At 49.6% G+C, this 16,759-nt stretch carries 21 protein-coding genes; 10 read left to right on the top strand and 11 right to left on the bottom strand.

What is annotated here, in order from left to right:
• Positions 1–9: 9 nt before the first annotated feature.
• Positions 10–804 carry a YoaK family protein gene (locus Q7C21_RS03720; RefSeq protein WP_008924487.1) on the top strand — a complete coding sequence of 265 codons (795 nt, stop codon included), beginning with the start codon at positions 10–12 and terminating at the stop codon, positions 802–804.
• Between the two features lie 39 nt (positions 805–843).
• On the opposite strand, the gene Q7C21_RS03715 is transcribed toward Q7C21_RS03720, so the two are convergent.
• Positions 844–1,569, bottom strand: a complete 726-nt coding sequence (locus Q7C21_RS03715) for an SDR family oxidoreductase (protein ID WP_375150407.1) — start codon at positions 1,567–1,569, stop codon at positions 844–846.
• 99 nt (positions 1,570–1,668) lie between these two features.
• Here Q7C21_RS03715 and Q7C21_RS03710 point away from each other — a divergent pair, with 99 nt between their 5' ends.
• The gene (locus tag Q7C21_RS03710) at positions 1,669–2,553 is read left to right on the top strand and encodes a LysR family transcriptional regulator (protein ID WP_375150406.1); all 885 of its coding nucleotides are present in this window, start codon (positions 1,669–1,671) and stop codon (positions 2,551–2,553) included.
• A 19-nt stretch (positions 2,554–2,572) separates the two neighbouring features.
• Here Q7C21_RS03710 and Q7C21_RS03705 read toward each other — a convergent pair whose 3' ends face one another.
• A complete protein-coding gene (locus tag Q7C21_RS03705; RefSeq protein WP_312545669.1) occupies positions 2,573–2,971 on the bottom strand; it encodes a cupin domain-containing protein in 399 nt (132 codons plus the stop codon).
• A gap of 115 nt (positions 2,972–3,086) precedes the next feature.
• A complete protein-coding gene (locus Q7C21_RS03700; protein WP_008924491.1) occupies positions 3,087–4,103 on the bottom strand; it encodes a LacI family DNA-binding transcriptional regulator in 1,017 nt (338 codons plus the stop codon).
• A 555-nt stretch (positions 4,104–4,658) separates the two neighbouring features.
• On the opposite strand from Q7C21_RS03700, the gene Q7C21_RS03695 reads away from it, so the two are divergent.
• Entirely contained in the window at positions 4,659–4,868 is a 210-nt protein-coding gene (locus Q7C21_RS03695) for a hypothetical protein (RefSeq protein ID WP_167518482.1), read from the top strand.
• Between the two features lie 305 nt (positions 4,869–5,173).
• Here Q7C21_RS03695 and Q7C21_RS03690 read toward each other — a convergent pair whose 3' ends face one another.
• The 4 genes from Q7C21_RS03690 to Q7C21_RS03675 form a co-directional block, all read right to left on the bottom strand.
• Positions 5,174–5,428: a biofilm/acid-resistance regulator YmgB/AriR gene (locus Q7C21_RS03690; RefSeq protein ID WP_003848273.1), complete on the bottom strand. Its 255-nt coding sequence runs from the start codon at positions 5,426–5,428 to the stop codon at positions 5,174–5,176.
• 160 nt (positions 5,429–5,588) lie between these two features.
• The gene (locus tag Q7C21_RS03685; protein WP_039661719.1) at positions 5,589–5,882 is read right to left on the bottom strand and encodes a hypothetical protein; all 294 of its coding nucleotides are present in this window, start codon (positions 5,880–5,882) and stop codon (positions 5,589–5,591) included.
• A 195-nt stretch (positions 5,883–6,077) separates the two neighbouring features.
• Positions 6,078–6,323, bottom strand: coding sequence for a regulatory protein YcgZ (ycgZ, locus tag Q7C21_RS03680; RefSeq protein ID WP_003848277.1), 246 nt, complete (start codon positions 6,321–6,323; stop codon positions 6,078–6,080).
• Between the two features lie 246 nt (positions 6,324–6,569).
• The gene (locus tag Q7C21_RS03675) at positions 6,570–6,908 is read right to left on the bottom strand and encodes a hypothetical protein (RefSeq protein ID WP_231001642.1); all 339 of its coding nucleotides are present in this window, start codon (positions 6,906–6,908) and stop codon (positions 6,570–6,572) included.
• A gap of 399 nt (positions 6,909–7,307) precedes the next feature.
• Here Q7C21_RS03675 and Q7C21_RS03670 point away from each other — a divergent pair, with 399 nt between their 5' ends.
• The 4 genes from Q7C21_RS03670 to Q7C21_RS03655 are packed head-to-tail and all read left to right on the top strand — an operon-like array spanning position 7,308 to position 10,748.
• Positions 7,308–8,222, top strand: coding sequence for a metal ABC transporter substrate-binding protein (locus Q7C21_RS03670; protein ID WP_008924493.1), 915 nt, complete (start codon positions 7,308–7,310; stop codon positions 8,220–8,222).
• Positions 8,219–9,034, top strand: a complete 816-nt coding sequence (locus tag Q7C21_RS03665) for a manganese/iron ABC transporter ATP-binding protein (protein WP_008924494.1) — start codon at positions 8,219–8,221, stop codon at positions 9,032–9,034. The genes Q7C21_RS03670 and Q7C21_RS03665 overlap by 4 nt, the downstream gene beginning before the upstream one ends.
• 2 nt (positions 9,035–9,036) lie before the next feature.
• Entirely contained in the window at positions 9,037–9,897 is an 861-nt protein-coding gene (sitC, locus tag Q7C21_RS03660; protein WP_008924495.1) for an iron/manganese ABC transporter permease subunit SitC, read from the top strand.
• Entirely contained in the window at positions 9,897–10,748 is an 852-nt protein-coding gene (locus Q7C21_RS03655; protein WP_003854336.1) for a metal ABC transporter permease, read from the top strand. Before sitC ends, Q7C21_RS03655 begins: the two co-directional genes overlap by 1 nt.
• A gap of 210 nt (positions 10,749–10,958) precedes the next feature.
• Here Q7C21_RS03655 and Q7C21_RS03650 read toward each other — a convergent pair whose 3' ends face one another.
• Genes Q7C21_RS03650 through Q7C21_RS03640 form a run of 3 tightly spaced genes read right to left on the bottom strand, consistent with a single transcriptional unit; the run spans position 10,959 to position 12,664 of the window.
• Entirely contained in the window at positions 10,959–11,786 is an 828-nt protein-coding gene (locus Q7C21_RS03650) for an MBL fold metallo-hydrolase (protein ID WP_039661714.1), read from the bottom strand.
• A 13-nt stretch (positions 11,787–11,799) separates the two neighbouring features.
• Positions 11,800–12,126 carry a hypothetical protein gene (locus Q7C21_RS03645; RefSeq protein WP_039661712.1) on the bottom strand — a complete coding sequence of 109 codons (327 nt, stop codon included), beginning with the start codon at positions 12,124–12,126 and terminating at the stop codon, positions 11,800–11,802.
• Positions 12,127–12,130: 4 nt separating this feature from the next.
• Positions 12,131–12,664 carry a hypothetical protein gene (locus Q7C21_RS03640; RefSeq protein ID WP_003854331.1) on the bottom strand — a complete coding sequence of 178 codons (534 nt, stop codon included), beginning with the start codon at positions 12,662–12,664 and terminating at the stop codon, positions 12,131–12,133.
• Positions 12,665–12,816: 152 nt separating this feature from the next.
• On the opposite strand from Q7C21_RS03640, the gene Q7C21_RS03635 reads away from it, so the two are divergent.
• Complete coding sequence (locus Q7C21_RS03635; protein WP_003854328.1) at positions 12,817–13,725, top strand: LysR substrate-binding domain-containing protein; 909 nt, start codon at positions 12,817–12,819, stop codon at positions 13,723–13,725.
• A 294-nt stretch (positions 13,726–14,019) separates the two neighbouring features.
• Here the strand turns inward: Q7C21_RS03635 and Q7C21_RS03630 are convergent, their stop codons facing one another.
• Positions 14,020–14,508, bottom strand: a complete 489-nt coding sequence (locus tag Q7C21_RS03630) for a DinB family protein (protein ID WP_003854327.1) — start codon at positions 14,506–14,508, stop codon at positions 14,020–14,022.
• Between the two features lie 267 nt (positions 14,509–14,775).
• On the opposite strand from Q7C21_RS03630, the gene Q7C21_RS03625 reads away from it, so the two are divergent.
• Positions 14,776–15,690 carry an alpha/beta hydrolase gene (locus Q7C21_RS03625; RefSeq protein ID WP_375150405.1) on the top strand — a complete coding sequence of 305 codons (915 nt, stop codon included), beginning with the start codon at positions 14,776–14,778 and terminating at the stop codon, positions 15,688–15,690.
• A 371-nt stretch (positions 15,691–16,061) separates the two neighbouring features.
• A complete protein-coding gene (locus Q7C21_RS03620; RefSeq protein ID WP_375150404.1) occupies positions 16,062–16,643 on the top strand; it encodes a DUF6886 family protein in 582 nt (193 codons plus the stop codon).
• The last annotated feature ends 116 nt before the right edge of the window (positions 16,644–16,759 follow it).

Here is a 16,759-nt window from a genome sequence, read left to right as displayed (position 1 = left end):
TCAGGTTGTATGCTTGAAACCGTATTAGAACGTTTTTTGCATTCACCTGATGTGGGGAAGCCTGTGCTGATAAAAAAGAAGAAAGTTCGTTCGCATACCGAAGACCGCTTACTGGCGCTGGTGCTGGCCACCACTGCCGGTATCCTTAATGCCATGGCGCTGGGCGCCTTTGGATTTTTCCCGTCACATATGACTGGCAACACCTCGCAGATCTCCCAGGAGGTAACGACCAGCGACCTGCACACCATGCTATTTTTAATGGCACTGATTGTGGCCTTTGTGCTGGGCTGTACCGTCGCCCGGCTGGCAGTGGTGGTAGGTATCAGACATAAGTTACGCACCATTTTCTGTTTGATTATTCTGGCGGAAGGGGCAGCACTGACAGCGGCATCGTTCTTTGAGATCGTGTTCTACCGGCCAAGTTTTAACGGGGAAGTGCTGGTGATGCTGGGCTTTTTAATGGGGATTCATAATGCCACCTCGACGCAGCTTTCCAATGGCCGCGTCAGATCGACTCACATTACCGGCACGCTGACTGATGCCGGTATTGCACTGGGTTCCTGGATTTTTGCTCATACGTCACACGCGGTGCATCTCGAAACCGACGACCGTCGATTCTTCCAGAAGGTGCTGCATACCCATCTGACGACGGTGTTCTCCTTCCTGAGCGGTTGTATCGCCGGTCTGCTGCTGTTCAAAGCTTATGGCTTTAATGCAATGGTGGGTCTGGGGATCTTTCTGATGCTGGTGGCCTTAACGGCGATCGCCGTTACTGTCCAGCGTACCCGTCGAAGCCTTTACTGATAATACGGCCCGATGCACTCAGCGCATCGGGCCAATGGCTTAATGCTGGGTTCGGGTTGGCCGCACCACAATTTCATTCACATCTACCTCTTCAGGCTGCTCAATGGCATAGCGCACGGCGCGACCAATGGCGTCCGGCTGCAACGCGATAGCGCGATAGTGTCGCATCGCCTCAGCGGCTTCTGGATCGGTAATCGTTGATGCCAGCTCACTCTCGACCACGCCGGGATGAACACAGGTCACCCGCAGCTGGCTGTTCTCCTGCCGTAAACCATCGGAAATCGCCCGTACCGCAAACTTAGTGGCGCAGTAGACCGCCGCAGTGGGTGACACCGCCAGAGCACCAATTGAAGCAATATTGATGATGTGACCCCACTGTTGGGTCAACATGGTCGGCAGCACCGCCGCGATGCCATACAGCACCCCTTTGATGTTCACATCGATCATCTGATCCCACTCTTCCACCTTCAGCGCCGCAATCGGTGAGAGAGGCATAATACCGGCGTTATTGATCATCACATCAATGCGGCCCCATTTCTCCAGTGCATAATCAACAAACTGCGTAACGTCTTCACGGCGTGTCACATCAAGCGCTTTGATCGCCACCTCAGCACCATTGAACCTTAGCTCTTCAGCCAGCGCGGCCAGACGGTTTTCACGTCGTGCACCCAGCAACAGAATCGCATTCGTTTTCGCCAGTTCTCGTGCGATGCCGGCACCGATACCGCTTGAAGCGCCGGTAATTAAAATCACTTTCTGAGTCATCGTATTTCTCCAGTAAGGTTGTCACTGGCGATCATACGGTGGCTGGATTATAAAGATAATCCACCAAACACTTCACACTCTGGTAACGCAATCTAACCTATGAATGCCGATAAAAATGCTCTCGAAGTCTTTGTGATTGTGGCGCAGACCCGAAATTTTCGACTCGCAGCAGAAAAGTTTGGCGTCACGCGTCCGGCAATCAGTCAGAGTCTGCGACGGCTGGAAGACAGGCTTAATATCACGCTGATGCAACGCACCACGCGTTCGGTTCAGCTGACCGAAGCTGGCCAACGGCTCTATGCCGAGGTGGCTCCGGCGATCAACCAGCTTAACCGTGCCGTCACTGATCTCACCGAACTGGCCACGGAGCCGCGCGGTCAGCTTCGGCTGGCGATCTCATCAATTGCGGAGCGGATGCTGGGAGGAGAGCTGCTGGCGAGCTTTATCACCGCTTACCCGCAGGTTGAGCTGGATATCACCGTTACTGATGAGGAGTTCGATATTGTCGGGCAGGGCTATGACGCGGGTGTACGACTGGGGGAGGTGATTGCTCAGGATATGATTGCCGTGCCTGTCTCCACCGCACAACGTCAGGTTGCGGTGGCATCACCCACTTATCTCGCGCGTGAAGGCACACCACAACACCCCGAGGAACTGGTCAATCATCGCTGCATAGGCTGGCGAAAAGGCCCAGGATTAGCCCCTTATCGTTGGGAGTTCGCTGAGCAGGGGCGTAATTTTGATGTTGCCGTCAATCCGCAGCTCACCACCAACGACATGGGGGTGATGATTCGCACCGCCTGCGCCGGAGGCGGCATCAGCTTTGGCATGGAAGAGACTTTCCAGCCTTACATCGCGCGTGGCGAACTCATTACTATCCTGGATGAATGGTTGCCCGGTTTTGCCGGGTTCTATCTTTATTTCCCCAGCCGCAAAAATCTGGCCCCCAAGATGAGGGCGCTAATCGATCACGTCAGGCTCTGAACAGGGTGAGCGGCTATGTTTAGTCGCGCTGGTATTGCTGGTCGCTGACCTGCTCCAGCCAGTCAACCGGCGAGCCATTCAGTGACTCGGCGATAGCAATATGCGTCATGGCATTGACCGGCGTTGCGCCATGCCAGTGCTTCACATATTCCGGGATCCAGACGATATCTCCGGCGTTCATCACCTGAATATCTTCACCTTCACACTGAATCCAGCCTTGTCCATGCGTGATAATCAGGGTCTGCCCCAGTGGATGAGTATGCCATGCAGTGCGGGCGCCCGGCTCAAAGGTCACCGTCGCACCGCCCACACGGGCCGGTTCGGTTGCCTGGAAAGGGGCATCAATACGAACGCTGCCGGTAAAATATTCTGCAGGTCCTTTCCGTGAAGGCTGCGATCCGTTGGCAATAATTTTCATAACTGACTCCTGCTATTAAGGGAAAGCTTAAGTGTAACCGCCTGGCCGGTGCCTGATTACCCTGTTCAGCACGTATGTGGCTATAAGCAGACGTTATTAATAGCCAGAGCAGATGTCAGGTTGTCATGTTATATCGGGTGATAATATTGATTTTTGAGTAGGGTGCAGGCGGTTCGGTTTCGGGTATAAAGCCATGAAAGGCCAGCAGGGTTCGGAAGGCGTGCAGCGCATCGAGCTGTAAATTATGCTCAATCAGCGCATCAATTTTACCTGCCTGAAGCAGGTCGCAATTTTCCTGATCGAGATCGTGACCGATAAACGCATTTACAGGGCGCTTCTGTTCTTCAAACGCGCGCAGTATGCCGGGATTGCCGCCGCCCACGGTGTAAACGGCATCCGCGTCCGCATGGCTCCGCAAAAACGCCGTTACTGACTGATGCATCCTGTCATCAATACCATACCCGCCAGCCAGCACGCTCACCTGATGCTGAGGCGCAAACTGTTGCATCGCTCGCTGAAAACCCAGAATTCTTTCCTGTTCACCAATGAAATCGTGACTGCCGGTCACTGCCACGATATGCGAGCGACTGACTCGCAACCATTTTGACATCAGAAAAGCTGCCACCTTGCCAGCATCAAAGTTGTCCATGCCGATGTAACGCAGACGCGCGCTGTCGGGTAAGTCACTCATCATGGTGACTACCGGAATACGCTGCTTCAGCATCAATTCAATAGTGGGATTAAGCTCGCCAGAGCAGGCCGCTTTCAGAATGACACCGTGGCTGTAAAGCGCTTTTTTATTCAGCAGCGCGTTAATCGCTTGTGCCGTAAGATTCGCACCAAAGTGGAAGCGCAGCTGAATTTTAAAGGCAGCAAAGCTGGCGATCTGACTGCTGAGCGCTTCTCGTATCAGTGGCTGAAAGCGATCAGGCGTATGCATGATCACGTCGAAAAAGAGTGTTCTGCCTTTTGCCAGCCCCGCCTTTTGCATCAACTCCAGGTCCGCTATTGCCTGTTGAATTCGGTGCAGCGTTCGGGCATGAACGTTACCGCGCTGATGGAGAGCACGGTCAAGGGTTGCGAGGCTAAGTCCCGACTGGGCAGCAATCTGTTTCAGGGTAAATTTAGCCATGTGCTACTCGGGATGCCGGCGAATGAAAGTAGTTTTATCACACTGCGGGCTGTTTTCGGATGGTGATTTGACAATCGCAGTTCAGGATATTCCAGACCCTCAAGCCTGCGGCGATTCGAGAGAACATTTTTTATAATCAGATTCTGCCGGGCTTCTGTTTTCGGGATAGGGCGCTTTGGTTAAGGTCAGTCACAGTGAAATTAGATTACGGCGATGATAACCCCATTTTAGCAATTTATAAGTTAAGGGTTACAGCGGGCAAATATAAAGCAAGATAATATCCCGTGAGTGTATAAATAGTAACCTCTTTGCCGCTTCGCTTATATTTTTACAAAAACCACTTTTTTGTTTTTTACCTCCTGCTAGTGATAGACTGTATATGCATACACTGTCGGGAGGTCGTGTGAAGTACGACAACGATAATGAAATCCGTGCGCTGGTTGGCGCGGTAGTTAGTGATTTGATCAAGGCGGGAGAGCCAGTTCATTTTCACGATATTACGGACGCTCTGTTCAGACTGAGCGAAGAAACCCGTGACAGCAGGCTTAAATCACTGTGTCAGGAAGCGATAGCCTTTTTCACCCGCAAGATGCATTGAGGTTGATGGCGCCGGTTTTTGGCGCCATCCCTGACGCCTGTCCTGTTCATTCACCGGCATCGATTCACTTCAGCGAGAATAAGGTGCCCGAAATCCGTTTTCTGATGATTATGGCTGCCCCTGGTTTTGATCTTCAGGATCATATAAAACGCTTTCTCACCTTCTGAAAAATATAAATCAAAAAGGCTATTGAGATTGCTGGCCAGAGAAAATGGCAAGGGTTTAATTACTGAAGCGGTAATCTGCTCTGTTATCGTTATTATTTTCGGAAAGCTTATTTTCTTCAGGAAATAGGTTTAACGGTAATCATTAATATGAAGTTCCTGCAACATCACTGGACGCACTCTTTTTACAGGTCGATTATGGGAAATAAAATCGTGAGAAGGGAGAAGGAGAATGACGCAGGGAAATGAATGAGAATTAGCGGTTCGACAAGCAGTTAACCTGACCTGCGTTACCGCAGGTCAGAGAATCAGAAGCCGGTATCGTCAGGTGTTCGGCCAACAACGATTTCCAGCGTTTTACGCAGCACATCCATTCTGACCACATCGGAGGTGCATTCAAGTTCAGCAATCAAATAAAGGATAATCGCTTTATTCGTTACGCGCCCCTGGTCGGCCACAATGTCACGAATGACACCGCCCAGCAGTTCTGTTTCGGGAGCAAGTAAATCGCCTTCGCTACGAAAATAATCAATGATGGTTGAATCTGATGAAGAGTGTTGCATGATTTTTCATTCTCTGAAGAAAATTAGTCAGAAGCAATGTGAATTGTCAAAACGAGTGTAGACGCTGTTTTCGTTTTGCCCAACCAGCCGTAAAACATTTCTTTTTCAGGCTGCCGCTTCGGTTAAACTAGCCGCGTAATTCAGGTATCTAACCCTTCAATCAGTGTTTTTTCGAACCATCGGGCGGGCCATCGCTGTTCATGCGATGTGACTTATTATCACGCTCAGCGCTGTCACCCTTAACGCGTTTGCGCGCAGCAACCATGCCATTACGGACTTCAGTGATGGCTTTACGAATAACGGTTACTTTTTCACTGTCATCAGCATCCGCAGCCATGAGTTCAAGCTGTTCTATCAGGGCATTACTGGATACCGATTTGTCTGACTTGAGCAATGTCAGGACGGCTTCACCTATCATGACATCTGTCAGTTTCTCATCTTCACTTCTGTACATACTGGCTTCTCTGATTGCGAATCAATGGCCATGCTGCGGGTCCGTATCTCTCTGCAGGTGCGAAGAGATGCACCTGATACGGGAAAGCAGTACTGGGCTTTTTAACTAGGGTAAACCATCCTGGCGGCGTGACTAAATCGGGCATCCTGAAAAACTGTAATGACTATCACTGGCGACTATCAATCCGTGTTTGCATTAGCTTTCACGACGGAAAAGCAATGCAATGAGCTCGTGCAGATGACGCTCTTCTTCAGGTGTTGCGGCAAGTTCAAGGCGTCGCAACAGTTTACTGCAAATCGCTTTACGACTCAGGCTATGCCCTGCACGCAGAATTTCCACAACAACTGAGCCCAGCGTCTCCTGTTGCGAAGGGGAGTTAGCCTGATTGAAGTAATGGGCAATATCGCTAATTGCTTCAGGGGCTTGTCCGTTCTGGCGCATGTGGGTGTCCTCAGGTGGTTAAAATGTATCGCACACAGGTTGTGCAAGTTATACATCTTTAGAATTCTTGTACAGAATTTTGGGTTTTTGAGGTGAGTTTTTTTGTGCAAAAAGTGCTTATTTATTTAAATCAATTAGTTAAGAGAGTGTGTGGTGAGGGGAAAATTGTACCAAATACCTGTACGGTTTTCACTGCTAAAGTGCTCCGACCTGTACAGGCAGGTCGGTAAACAGGCGTGGGTAAGGTTAATGCTTCAGGAAAATGTCATCCGCGGAGAGCGGGTCAGCAGGTTCTTTACCAAATGTTGTTGATAACCAGTTCGCGGGGCTGGTGCTGCGGGAACCGATAGTTTTGAACCCCATCAGCCATTGACGCGCATGCTGTATCTGCTCAAGACGATTATCATTAACTTCAGATCCAGCCATCACTTTTAGCTCATTAATCAAAAGTTCAACGTTCACTTCCTGACCGGCATTAAACAGGTTCATTGCAGCTTCGCCAATGATGACATTCGCTTTTTCGTCGCTGGAAAAATACAAAATATCCTCCTGTGTGATTGCGGTAAGTAACATTAACTGTAGCAAAAAAATTCACGAAACTTAATCAATTCTACCTATCAATAATATTATTTTAATCGTTGAGGGTTGCATGTGTCATGCCTGTGCAATTCGCTAATACACCTGCCTCTGTTAAATGCGCAGGGTGATTGCTTTTATCCTGACACGTTAATCGCTTCTGCATTTATTTTTGCTGGCGTGAAAAAGCAGAGAGTCGCCAGATAAATTCGCTGTGCACGCGTTCATGAAATAAAAAAATTATTGTATATCAATAAAATAAAGCAACTTCTTACAGAAATTGACATTCAGGCTTCACAACTGAAGAAACTTCACATCCACGCGCTACATCAACGGTATAGCCTGTGCTATAAAGAATAGCCTATGCTAATTATGCTCTTTTCTTAATCAACTCTGGAGACCGCTCTGATGACGACAATAAAACCAATAGCCACCTTGTTACTGAGTGCTTTGCTGACTCTGGTGACGGCTGCCAGTTGTAATGCAGCAGAAAAATTTAAGGTTGTGACAACGTTTACGGTCATTGCTGACATGGCGAAAAACGTGGCGGGCGAGGCGGCTGAAGTCACTTCCATTACTAAACCGGGTGCTGAGATACATGAATATCAGCCTACGCCCGGCGATATTAAGCGTGCCCAGGGTGCGCAGCTCATCATGGCAAATGGGCTGAATCTCGAACGCTGGTTTCAGCGCTTCTACCAGCATCTGGATGGTGTTCCGGAAGTCGTGGTCTCTGCTGGTGTAAAACCAATGGGAATTAGCGAGGGGCCCTACAACGGAAAACCAAATCCTCACGCGTGGATGTCCCCGGACAATGCACTGATCTATGTCGATAACATTCGCGACGCACTGATGAAATATGACCCCGCTAATGGGGATATCTATCGTCAGAACGCAGCAGCCTATAAGCAAAAAATCACCGCAGCGCTGGATCCATTACGGCAACAGATTGCCGGGATTCCAGCGGATAAGCGCTGGATGGTCACCAGCGAAGGCGCTTTTTCCTATCTGGCACGTGATCTGGGTATGAAAGAACTCTATCTCTGGCCTGTTAATGCTGACCAGCAAGGCACGCCGCAACAGGTAAGAAACGTCATTGATCAGGTGAAAAAAAATGCAATTCCGGCGGTGTTCAGCGAAAGCACGGTATCGGATAAGCCCGCCCGACAGGTCGCCAGGGAAACCGGTGCGTATTACGGTGGCGTGCTCTACGTTGACTCACTGAGCACCGCTCAGGGACCGGTGCCGACTTATCTTGATCTGCTTAGCGTCACCACAGAGACACTGGTCAAGGGCATTAAAGCGGGGGAGAGAGCAAAATGACCGATACCATCGTGGTTTCTGATGTCACCGTGACCTATCGTAACGGTCACACCGCATTGCATGGCGCCAGTTTCCGCGTACCCGGCGGATCGATTGCGGCATTGGTAGGCGTGAATGGCTCAGGTAAGTCAACGTTGTTTAAAGCGCTGATGGGTTTTGTCCGGCTTGCCAGCGGCAGCATCTCGGTGCTGGGTATGCCGACGCGCCAGGCACTGCGCAAAAGTCTTGTAGCCTATGTGCCACAGTCGGAAGACGTGGATTGGTCTTTTCCGGTGCTGGTTGAGGATGTCGTCATGATGGGGCGCTACGGTCATATGGGCCTGCTACGCCGGCCTAAACCGCACGACCAGCAGATTGTCAGCGAGGCGCTGGCGCGGGTCGATATGCTTGACTACCGCCATCGTCAGATCGGTGAGCTTTCTGGCGGGCAAAAGAAAAGGGTATTCCTGGCACGCGCCATTGCCCAGCAGGGCAGCGTTATCCTGCTGGATGAGCCGTTTACCGGCGTGGACGTTCAGACAGAGGCCAGAATCATCAGTCTGCTGGGTGAGTTGCGCGATGAAGGCAAGACCATGCTGGTTTCCACACATAATCTGGGGTCCGTTACCGAGTTCTGCGATTACACCGTCATGGTTAAAGGCACTGTTCTGGCCAGCGGCCCGACCCGGACCACCTTTACTGCCGCAAACCTTGAGCGCGCATTCAGCGGCGTACTGCGTCATGTCATGGTGAAAGGGCTGGACGATCAGATCATCACTGATGACGAACGGCCTTTTATTGCGCCTCGCACGACACGTGAAGATGGGAACTGACCATGGAACTGCTACTGGAGCCTTTTGGCTATCACTACATGCTCAACGCGATGTGGGTCTCCGCTATGGTTGGCGGACTCTGCGCATTTCTCTCCTGCTACCTCATGCTGAAAGGCTGGTCGCTGATTGGTGATGCCCTTTCTCACTCTATCGTGCCGGGTGTTGCAGGCGCTTACATGCTGGGGCTGCCGTTTGCGCTGGGGGCATTTCTCTCAGGTGGTCTGGCGGCGGGCAGCATGCTGCTGCTTAATCAGCGCACCCGATTAAAAGAAGATGCGATCATCGGTCTCATCTTCTCTTCATTCTTTGGTCTCGGGCTGTTTATGGTGTCGCTCAATCCGACAGCCGTGAACATTCAGACAATTGTGCTGGGCAATATTCTGGCGATTGCGCCCGCGGATATCCTTCAGCTGGCGCTGATTGGCGGACTGTCGATCATCATACTGCTGTTTAAGTGGAAAGACCTGATGGTCACCTTTTTTGATGAAAATCACGCACGCGCCATCGGATTACGGCCTGAACGCCTGAAAGTTCTGTTTTTTACGCTGCTGGCAGTCTCAACCGTGGCGGCGCTGCAAACGGTCGGCGCGTTCCTGGTGATCTGTCTGGTGGTAACACCGGGCGCAACGGCGTGGCTGCTCACCGATCGCTTTCCGCGTCTGCTGATGATTGCCGTCGCGATTGGCAGCATCACCAGTTTCCTCGGTGCCTGGGTGAGTTACTACTTAGATGGCGCAACGGGCGGCATCATTGTGGTGGCGCAGACGTTGCTGTTCCTGCTGGCGTTTGTGTTTGCGCCGAAACATGGCTTGCTGGCTAACCGGCGTCGCAGCTGCCAGCAACCTGATGAGGAGCCTGGCTGATGTGGATTTTAGAACCTTTCCAGTTCGCTTTTATGAACAGTGCGTTACTCATCGCGCTGGTGGTAGCCATCCCCTGTTCGTTGCTGTCAGTATTTCTGGTGCTGAAAGGCTGGGCGTTGATGGGCGATGCCATGAGCCATGCGGTGTTTCCCGGCATTGTGCTCGCCTGGATGGTGGGGCTGCCGCTGGGGGTGGGCGCGTTCGTCGCGGGTCTCTTCTGCGCTGTCGCCAGCGGTTTTTTGCAGGACAACAGCCGTATCAAACAGGATACGGTGCTGGGCATCGTCTTCTCTGGCATGTTCGCTGTGGGGCTAATCCTGTATATCGCCGTGAAACCTGAAGTGCATCTCGATCACATTCTGTTTGGGGACATGCTGGGCATTACTGGCGCGGATATTTTTCAGACATTTGTTATCGCAGCGGTCATCGTAATGGTGATTGCGGTGAAGTGGCGTGACTTCATGTTGTTCAGCTTCGATCCGCAGCAGGCTCAGGTCTCTGGCTTACCGGCGCGCTGGCTGCATTACGGGCTGCTCTGCATGGTTTCATTGACCATAGTGGCGACGCTGAAAGCGGTGGGGATTATCCTGTCAATTTCTCTGCTGATAGCACCTGGCGCTATTGCGGTGCTTCTCACCCGTCGTTTTTCGCATGCGTTACTGGTGGCGGTCGTGGTTTCGGTGTTGGTGTCGCTGAGTGGGGTTTACCTCTCGTTCTTTATCGACAGCGCCCCAGCGCCAACCATCGTTGTGTTGTTTGCGCTGGTGTTTGTTGTGGCGATGGTGGTAGCGGGGCGAAAATCCCGGCAGCTGGCACGTCTTACACTTCGCGAAGGCGGCCGGGCTGGGTAAGATGCTGACCACGAAGAAAGGAGTAAGGCACTGATTTGAGTGCAGGCTTCCCGTTCTCATCAGGCTAAAATCTATCTGAAGTGACTTTATGTGAATAAGGTCACTTTTTATTTTGGAGAAACTTTTGGGGGCGACCTACCCTGTGCCAGAAGCGGACATTGATGATATTGAACGGTCTCAAACATGGGTGTGCTCCTCAGGCATATCTGCTTATTCATCGGAATAGAAGATGCGGTATGTACTCCCATCCCTGTGAACACGGGCAAATCCTGCCTGATTTAAATGCATGCCTGCAATGAGCAGTTTCTCGCTGACCGCTTGTTCCATTATTTTTTTACGTGTCTCCCCGGCCTGAGCAGGATCGACGTCGAATAAAATTGAAACAGCCGGTTGTGCTGACTGAATATGCGGGTAGTGGACAATATCACCCCATATTAATAATCTCTCATTCCCGGAATCGATGCGAAAACCGGTATGCCCAGGCGTGTGGCCTGGTAAAAATACTGGAAGAATCTCTTCGGCTATTTTCCCACCGTTGAAAAAGCGGATGTTTGGGGCATAAACATTTAAGGTTTGCCGTACCAGCAAAAAATTACGCTGCCCGCGCTCATTCGCCATTTCGCGTTTTTTATCATCCCGCCAGTACTGCGCTTCGAGAGGGTGCAGAATAATTTCAGCGCATTTAAAAACCGGCTCTTTTTCAGCATCGAGCAGGCCTCCAATATGATCCGGATGGCAGTGCGTTAATAAAACGGTATCCACGTCATCAGGGCGGACGCCCAATGCAGCAAGATTTGCCATAAGGTGTCCCGGCGCGCCGGGGCCAGCATCAACCAGCATCACCCGTCCACGGCCGCGAATAAGGTAACAGTTAATATGGATATCACCGGGTTTATCGATTCCGGCACGGTACTGAATAGCGTCCGCATCAGCGTTTTCAATACCTGATAGCAGCTCCAGACTGGCATTTATCGTGCCGTCACTTAGCGCGGTTATCTGAAAATCGCCAACCTGGCGGAACGGAAAAGGATTGATCATCACGACCTCGGGGTCAGTTGCGGGCGAAAAGGTGTTCTGCTTGTGAGCCAAAGCAGCGTATTCGGGCCGTCAGACCAGAGGTGTGTTGGGTGACAACATCCAGTTCTCGCATAAAATTCTCCATCACTTCAGGGGTTCTCAATGTTGTCAGCCGATAAAAGAGCTCGGCGTACACCGGCTGCCCACAGCCCGGTTTTACAACAATAAAAATGATATGCACATTTTCGCGGTCTGCGCCGAGGATGTCACAGCAGAGGGCGCTGCATGCGTCGGTAAAATCGCAGAGATTTTTGAACCGGTCAGCGTGGTTTTCAGAAAAATAAAAAGTCAGATTAGGCATGATGTTATCGCATCCCTTTTTCAGTGCTCTGCAATTGCGGAATAAGGGACTCGTAGAGGTACACTCCGGGCATATCCATGAAGGGCGAAGCAATTTCATAAGGCAGGGCATAGATAACGCGATGTAAAGGTGATTTATCCAGCGCCACCGCATCCATTTCAAGTCCGTGATAGCCCAGCTCGGTCTCCAGGACGTCAATTGTCTTAGTGCTGATAAGCAGAATCTCATCGGCAGAGAGCCCTGGGATCAGGCCTTCGCCGGCATACAGGTTACGATGCCAGTCAGTAATGAAGGCCTGCCAGCGGGAGAAATTACCGCCTCCTTTTAAACGGTACTCCTCACTGCTGAGCACCTCCGCATCATTGACGGTGTGAATAGCAAGATAAGCAGGGCAGCCAGATTTGAGAGCACGAAAACGTTGAGAGGTAGTAAAGCCAGTAACAGAGATTAATGCGGGTAACTTTTGTTGGCTGTAAAACGCATTCCAGTCAGCCTCGCTTTCAGCATCGTTATATGAACACTCTACGGTATAGAACATCAGCCCATCTCCACATGAGTTATCAACGCAAGCAAACAGGTTTGCTCAATGATTTTTCATCATGCTACAAGCTGGTTTAATCGCTTAAAATCGATAATATGTCATGTGTCAGTGATATTTAGTCACTAAAGGCAAGAGCAAAGAGCTTTTATATGCGCAGAAAAATACCCAGTAGTGCGTCGCTTCAGGCTTTTGATGCTGCAGCGCGACACGGAAACTTTGCCCGGGCGTCAGAAGAGTTATCCTTAACAGAAGGGGCGATTAGCCGTCAGATTGCGCGCCTGGAAGCGTTGCTGAACTGTAAACTGTTTGACCGTGTGGGAAGCCGGGTAAAACTTAATCCGGTCGGCGCGCGCTACGCGCATCACGTGCGTGAAATCCTTGAGCGCCTTGAAAGAGATACGCAATACATATTGGGCCTGCCACAAGGCAGTCAAAGCCTTGATATCGCCGTCCTGCCGACCTTTGCCAGCCGCTGGCTTATTCCCCGTTTGAACAGCTTCAACGCATTGTTTCCGGCAATAACGTTAAATATTGCCGCCAGAACGGATCCTTTTATTTTGCCTGGAAGTGGTTATGATGCGGTGATTCATTTTGAGCATTCCGCGTGGGCAGGTATGCGTGTGCAATTTCTTTTTCAGGAAAATCTGCTGCCTGTCTGCCATCCTGCTTTGTTAACTGATGATGACGTCAATCAGCAATTAAATAAACTTCCGCGCATTCATCGGCGGCAGAATCCTGATGCATGGCATCGCTATGCGCAGGAGAGTGGAATAGAGCTTGATAACCCGGCGCAGGGGGCGCGGTACGATCTGCATGAAATGGCCATCGCGGCCGTAATGGCGGGGCAGGGAGTCGCATTAGTTCCTCGTATGTATATTGAGAATGAATTAAGTTGCGGCACACTTGTTTCACCGTGGCCTGCATCAGATAGCCTGAGCAAAAGATTCTGTTTAATAAAACCCACGGACACGCATATAAGTGAGCCAGCTCTAAACAGTTTTGAGCGCTGGTTGCTGGCTGAAATGAATACGCACACAAGTAACACAAAAATTTGGTGATGTCCGCTTCCCGCTCAGTTTGGATCTCCGGTCTCAGCGAAGACGTTATGTGAGTACCAGATCAACGATCTAATAATCAACATTTGCTGTGGGACGGCGATTCGCACAGGCAGTGTGGGTATAAAGTCTGTGCTGTTGAACAGATTGTATGCTGGCAATTCCGCCATAATGTTGAGAAAACTCTAAGCATTGTTTCTAACGTCTTTACCCAAAAATTATTGTTATTAAGGCTGGCTTCCTGCCAAAGCGGCCATCGAAATCGCCAGATCGTTAAAGAGCTGAAGAAAATATCTGTCAGTGATTATGATCTCTCAGGAAAACTGTCAGCACATCTTTTGGCGGAGTACCCTTGCACTCAGAAATTAACCAGCCCACCGCCCCGCGATGGTAAGAACCATGAAAGAGCATGTGATTTATCATATCTGCAGCAGTCATTTCTCCTTCACTACCATCGACAAAGCTGAACTTAATTGTTTCTTTTAAATCGGCAGGAGACATCGAACTTACGCGCTGGATATACCAGTTTATACAGTCGTTCATTTTAACTTCAAGTTCATCTGCTGAGGGTGTTTCAGGGGTGTTGAGGGCAGTGTAGCCATGCTTATGCCCCGAAATATTTGCTCTAAAGATCATATCAACCACATAAATATGGTTCATCAGTCTAAGCATCAGATGACGCTTTTCTGCATAGGCAGATTCACTGATGCCTTTAATCACCTTTAGCGTTTCAGCATCAATCCAGCGTTTAAATTTTAAGAGTGTAACCAGCGAAGTGTTGTCCATGAGTTTTTCCGTGATTTGCCTGTTCCGATAGCATATCAATTATGCACGTAATGTAGCCGAGCCTCTGATTCTAAGGCATACGTATAAACAATGCTCGCTCCTCGCAGACGTCAGCCTGACGTCAGTCCGCAGAAATGCTCCATGAGGCTCAGTAGGGGAGCGTCAAAGAACGCTTATGATAAAAGCTTTCCCTCACATACAGTACAATGTGCATGCTTGATGTTAGAACTTCACAGGCAGTGAATCTTGTTAATAAGGAATTCAAACGTGATTGATTTCGCCCGTTTTATTGAGCGCTTTGAACAGCTCAATGCTCAGTTACTTCCTCCTGCTAAAGTCATCGAAAGGCAACTCAATGGATTATATATAAGGGAATATGAGCCAAAAACGATCGTGGATGAGGTTCTCATCGTATATCACGGTGGTGGTGTAAACTCTGATGCTGGTTACGACATTCTTGCAAGACAGTTGAGCTCCGCTCTATCCGTCTATGTTTATCTCATTGATCTCCGTGGGCACGGTCGCTCAACTGGGATCCGAGGGGATGCTTCAAGCCCTGAGCAAATCTGGCAGGATGTTGATGAAGTCATCGATTATGCTCGCGTTTCTTTTAATGATGCCAGGGTTCATTTGCTTGGTCATTCCAGTGGCGGTGGCATGCTGATCAACTACTTTACGCAATATTCTCTATCGCGGAAAGTTGAAAGCCTGATTTTGCTAGCCCCAGCGTTAGGCCCTTTTTCACCCCCGAATCTGAACCGGGATTCTTCCATTACCTTTGCATCGATAAACCGTTGGAGCTTCATAATCAATGCAATGAGTGGAGGTTTTCTTTGTGGTCATTCTACGGGAGTAAGGCTTAAATTTCCCTGTGAGGTGCTCAATTCGAGGCCGGACTTCGTTCAGACTTATAGCGTTAATATGGCTAATGCCCTTACCCCTCGTAATCCAGCAAGGCAACTCAAAGCGATTTCGATTCCACTAACAATCATGCTTGCTGAGCATGACGAACTGTTTGATGTAAGCAGAATGGATGAGTTTTTCAGGAGCTGCGGCAATCCGCATTTAACCAGGCGAATTGTTGAGGGCAGCACACATCTCGAGTGTATTTTTGAGTTAACAGATATCCTGAGAGAACACTTCAGACGGCTGTCTTCAATGACGGATTACAAACATGAGTAGTTATCTTTTAAAGGGCAGAATTGCCTGATCGTCATGAGGCTAACTCATGTTTTTCCTCGTCTCGGATAACTATAATCGTCTCTCCTGACTCCTTGAAATTTTTACATGACAATCTCCTGACGTGCTTCTCATTCTCATCTGACCAGCCCCCATCCAGGGTGACTTTATGTACAGAGGGGCATTTTTATTACAAACCTCATTATGCATCAGCAGTTATGTGCCAGAAATGGACGCTTCACACATCCAGTTTCAAAGATGATCAATATCTGCATGCCTGAAAAATTAATTTAAGAAATCATTCATAAAGACGAAACTTTATTTATTCAATATTAGTAGTTTGGCGTGCTCGATTCATTTTAAACGGAGTCTTAATGCGTCTTTTTCATTTCAGTGATAATTCTGATATTACTATATTTAAACCTCGCCAGTTAAGGGTTCATGTTGATCGACCTGCCGGGCAGGAGTGGTTAAACGGCTCACTGATATGGGCTACGGATGAAGCGCATGAATTACTTTATCTTTTCCCTCGTGAGTGCCCACGTATCATTTACTGGCCACGACCTGACACAAACAGAGTGGACATTGAAAAATGGATGGGCAGTGACTCCCAGGCCACGGCGATTGCTTGTATTGAACATGCATGGCTATCACGTTTTCAAAGCGGGAAAATTTACAGATATGAATTGCCAGTAGATGGCTTTGAACCAACAGGAGAGGTCGGTATGTGGGTATCTCAAAATAATGTTATCTCAACTGACTTGAAAGCGTTTTCCAACCTTGATACTGAACTTGCATTGCGCAATATAACGCTTCGGGTAATGGAAAGGCTAACGCCACTCAAAAGCGTATGGCTGACATCACTTCACGCCAGTGGGATAAGATTGAGAAACGCACAAGACTGGGGCAAGCGTGGCTGGACGCATTCCAGGCCGGGTCGCCAGATTTTTGTATAAACGTGTTACCGACAGGTAAGGCCCTTACATCGGTGATGCCTGATCATCGTTAATAGCAGACCTTAGCCTGACGTCAGTCCGCTTGATACCGTAAGCGGACCGGTAAAATGCTTTGT

The organism is Pantoea sp. ANP04, assembly GCF_041982285.1.
GTDB lineage: Bacteria > Pseudomonadota > Gammaproteobacteria > Enterobacterales > Enterobacteriaceae > Pantoea > Pantoea eucalypti.
Note: the sequence above shows the minus strand (reverse complement) of the source record. Positions and strands in the feature narration are given on the sequence as shown.

Excerpts from the sequence above, each read along its gene's own strand:
- Q7C21_RS03690 (WP_003848273.1), bottom strand. The coding sequence starts at position 5,428 with ATGCAACACTCTTCATCAGATTCAACCATCATTGATTATTTTCGTAGC.
- Q7C21_RS03635 (WP_003854328.1), top strand. The coding sequence starts at position 12,817 with ATGCGCAGAAAAATACCCAGTAGTGCGTCGCTTCAGGCTTTTGATGCT.
- Q7C21_RS03620 (WP_375150404.1), top strand. The coding sequence starts at position 16,062 with ATGCGTCTTTTTCATTTCAGTGATAATTCTGATATTACTATATTTAAA.
- Q7C21_RS03670 (WP_008924493.1), top strand. The coding sequence starts at position 7,308 with ATGACGACAATAAAACCAATAGCCACCTTGTTACTGAGTGCTTTGCTG.
- Q7C21_RS03720 (WP_008924487.1), top strand. The coding sequence starts at position 10 with ATGCTTGAAACCGTATTAGAACGTTTTTTGCATTCACCTGATGTGGGG.
- Q7C21_RS03655 (WP_003854336.1), top strand. The coding sequence starts at position 9,897 with ATGTGGATTTTAGAACCTTTCCAGTTCGCTTTTATGAACAGTGCGTTA.
- ycgZ (WP_003848277.1), bottom strand. The coding sequence starts at position 6,323 with ATGCGCCAGAACGGACAAGCCCCTGAAGCAATTAGCGATATTGCCCAT.
- sitC (WP_008924495.1), top strand. The coding sequence starts at position 9,037 with ATGGAACTGCTACTGGAGCCTTTTGGCTATCACTACATGCTCAACGCG.
- Q7C21_RS03640 (WP_003854331.1), bottom strand. The coding sequence starts at position 12,664 with ATGTTCTATACCGTAGAGTGTTCATATAACGATGCTGAAAGCGAGGCT.
- Q7C21_RS03685 (WP_039661719.1), bottom strand. The coding sequence starts at position 5,882 with ATGTACAGAAGTGAAGATGAGAAACTGACAGATGTCATGATAGGTGAA.
- Q7C21_RS03700 (WP_008924491.1), bottom strand. The coding sequence starts at position 4,103 with ATGGCTAAATTTACCCTGAAACAGATTGCTGCCCAGTCGGGACTTAGC.
- Q7C21_RS03630 (WP_003854327.1), bottom strand. The coding sequence starts at position 14,508 with ATGGACAACACTTCGCTGGTTACACTCTTAAAATTTAAACGCTGGATT.
- Q7C21_RS03710 (WP_375150406.1), top strand. The coding sequence starts at position 1,669 with ATGAATGCCGATAAAAATGCTCTCGAAGTCTTTGTGATTGTGGCGCAG.
- Q7C21_RS03705 (WP_312545669.1), bottom strand. The coding sequence starts at position 2,971 with ATGAAAATTATTGCCAACGGATCGCAGCCTTCACGGAAAGGACCTGCA.
- Q7C21_RS03645 (WP_039661712.1), bottom strand. The coding sequence starts at position 12,126 with ATGCCTAATCTGACTTTTTATTTTTCTGAAAACCACGCTGACCGGTTC.
- Q7C21_RS03715 (WP_375150407.1), bottom strand. The coding sequence starts at position 1,569 with ATGACTCAGAAAGTGATTTTAATTACCGGCGCTTCAAGCGGTATCGGT.
- Q7C21_RS03665 (WP_008924494.1), top strand. The coding sequence starts at position 8,219 with ATGACCGATACCATCGTGGTTTCTGATGTCACCGTGACCTATCGTAAC.
- Q7C21_RS03650 (WP_039661714.1), bottom strand. The coding sequence starts at position 11,786 with ATGATCAATCCTTTTCCGTTCCGCCAGGTTGGCGATTTTCAGATAACC.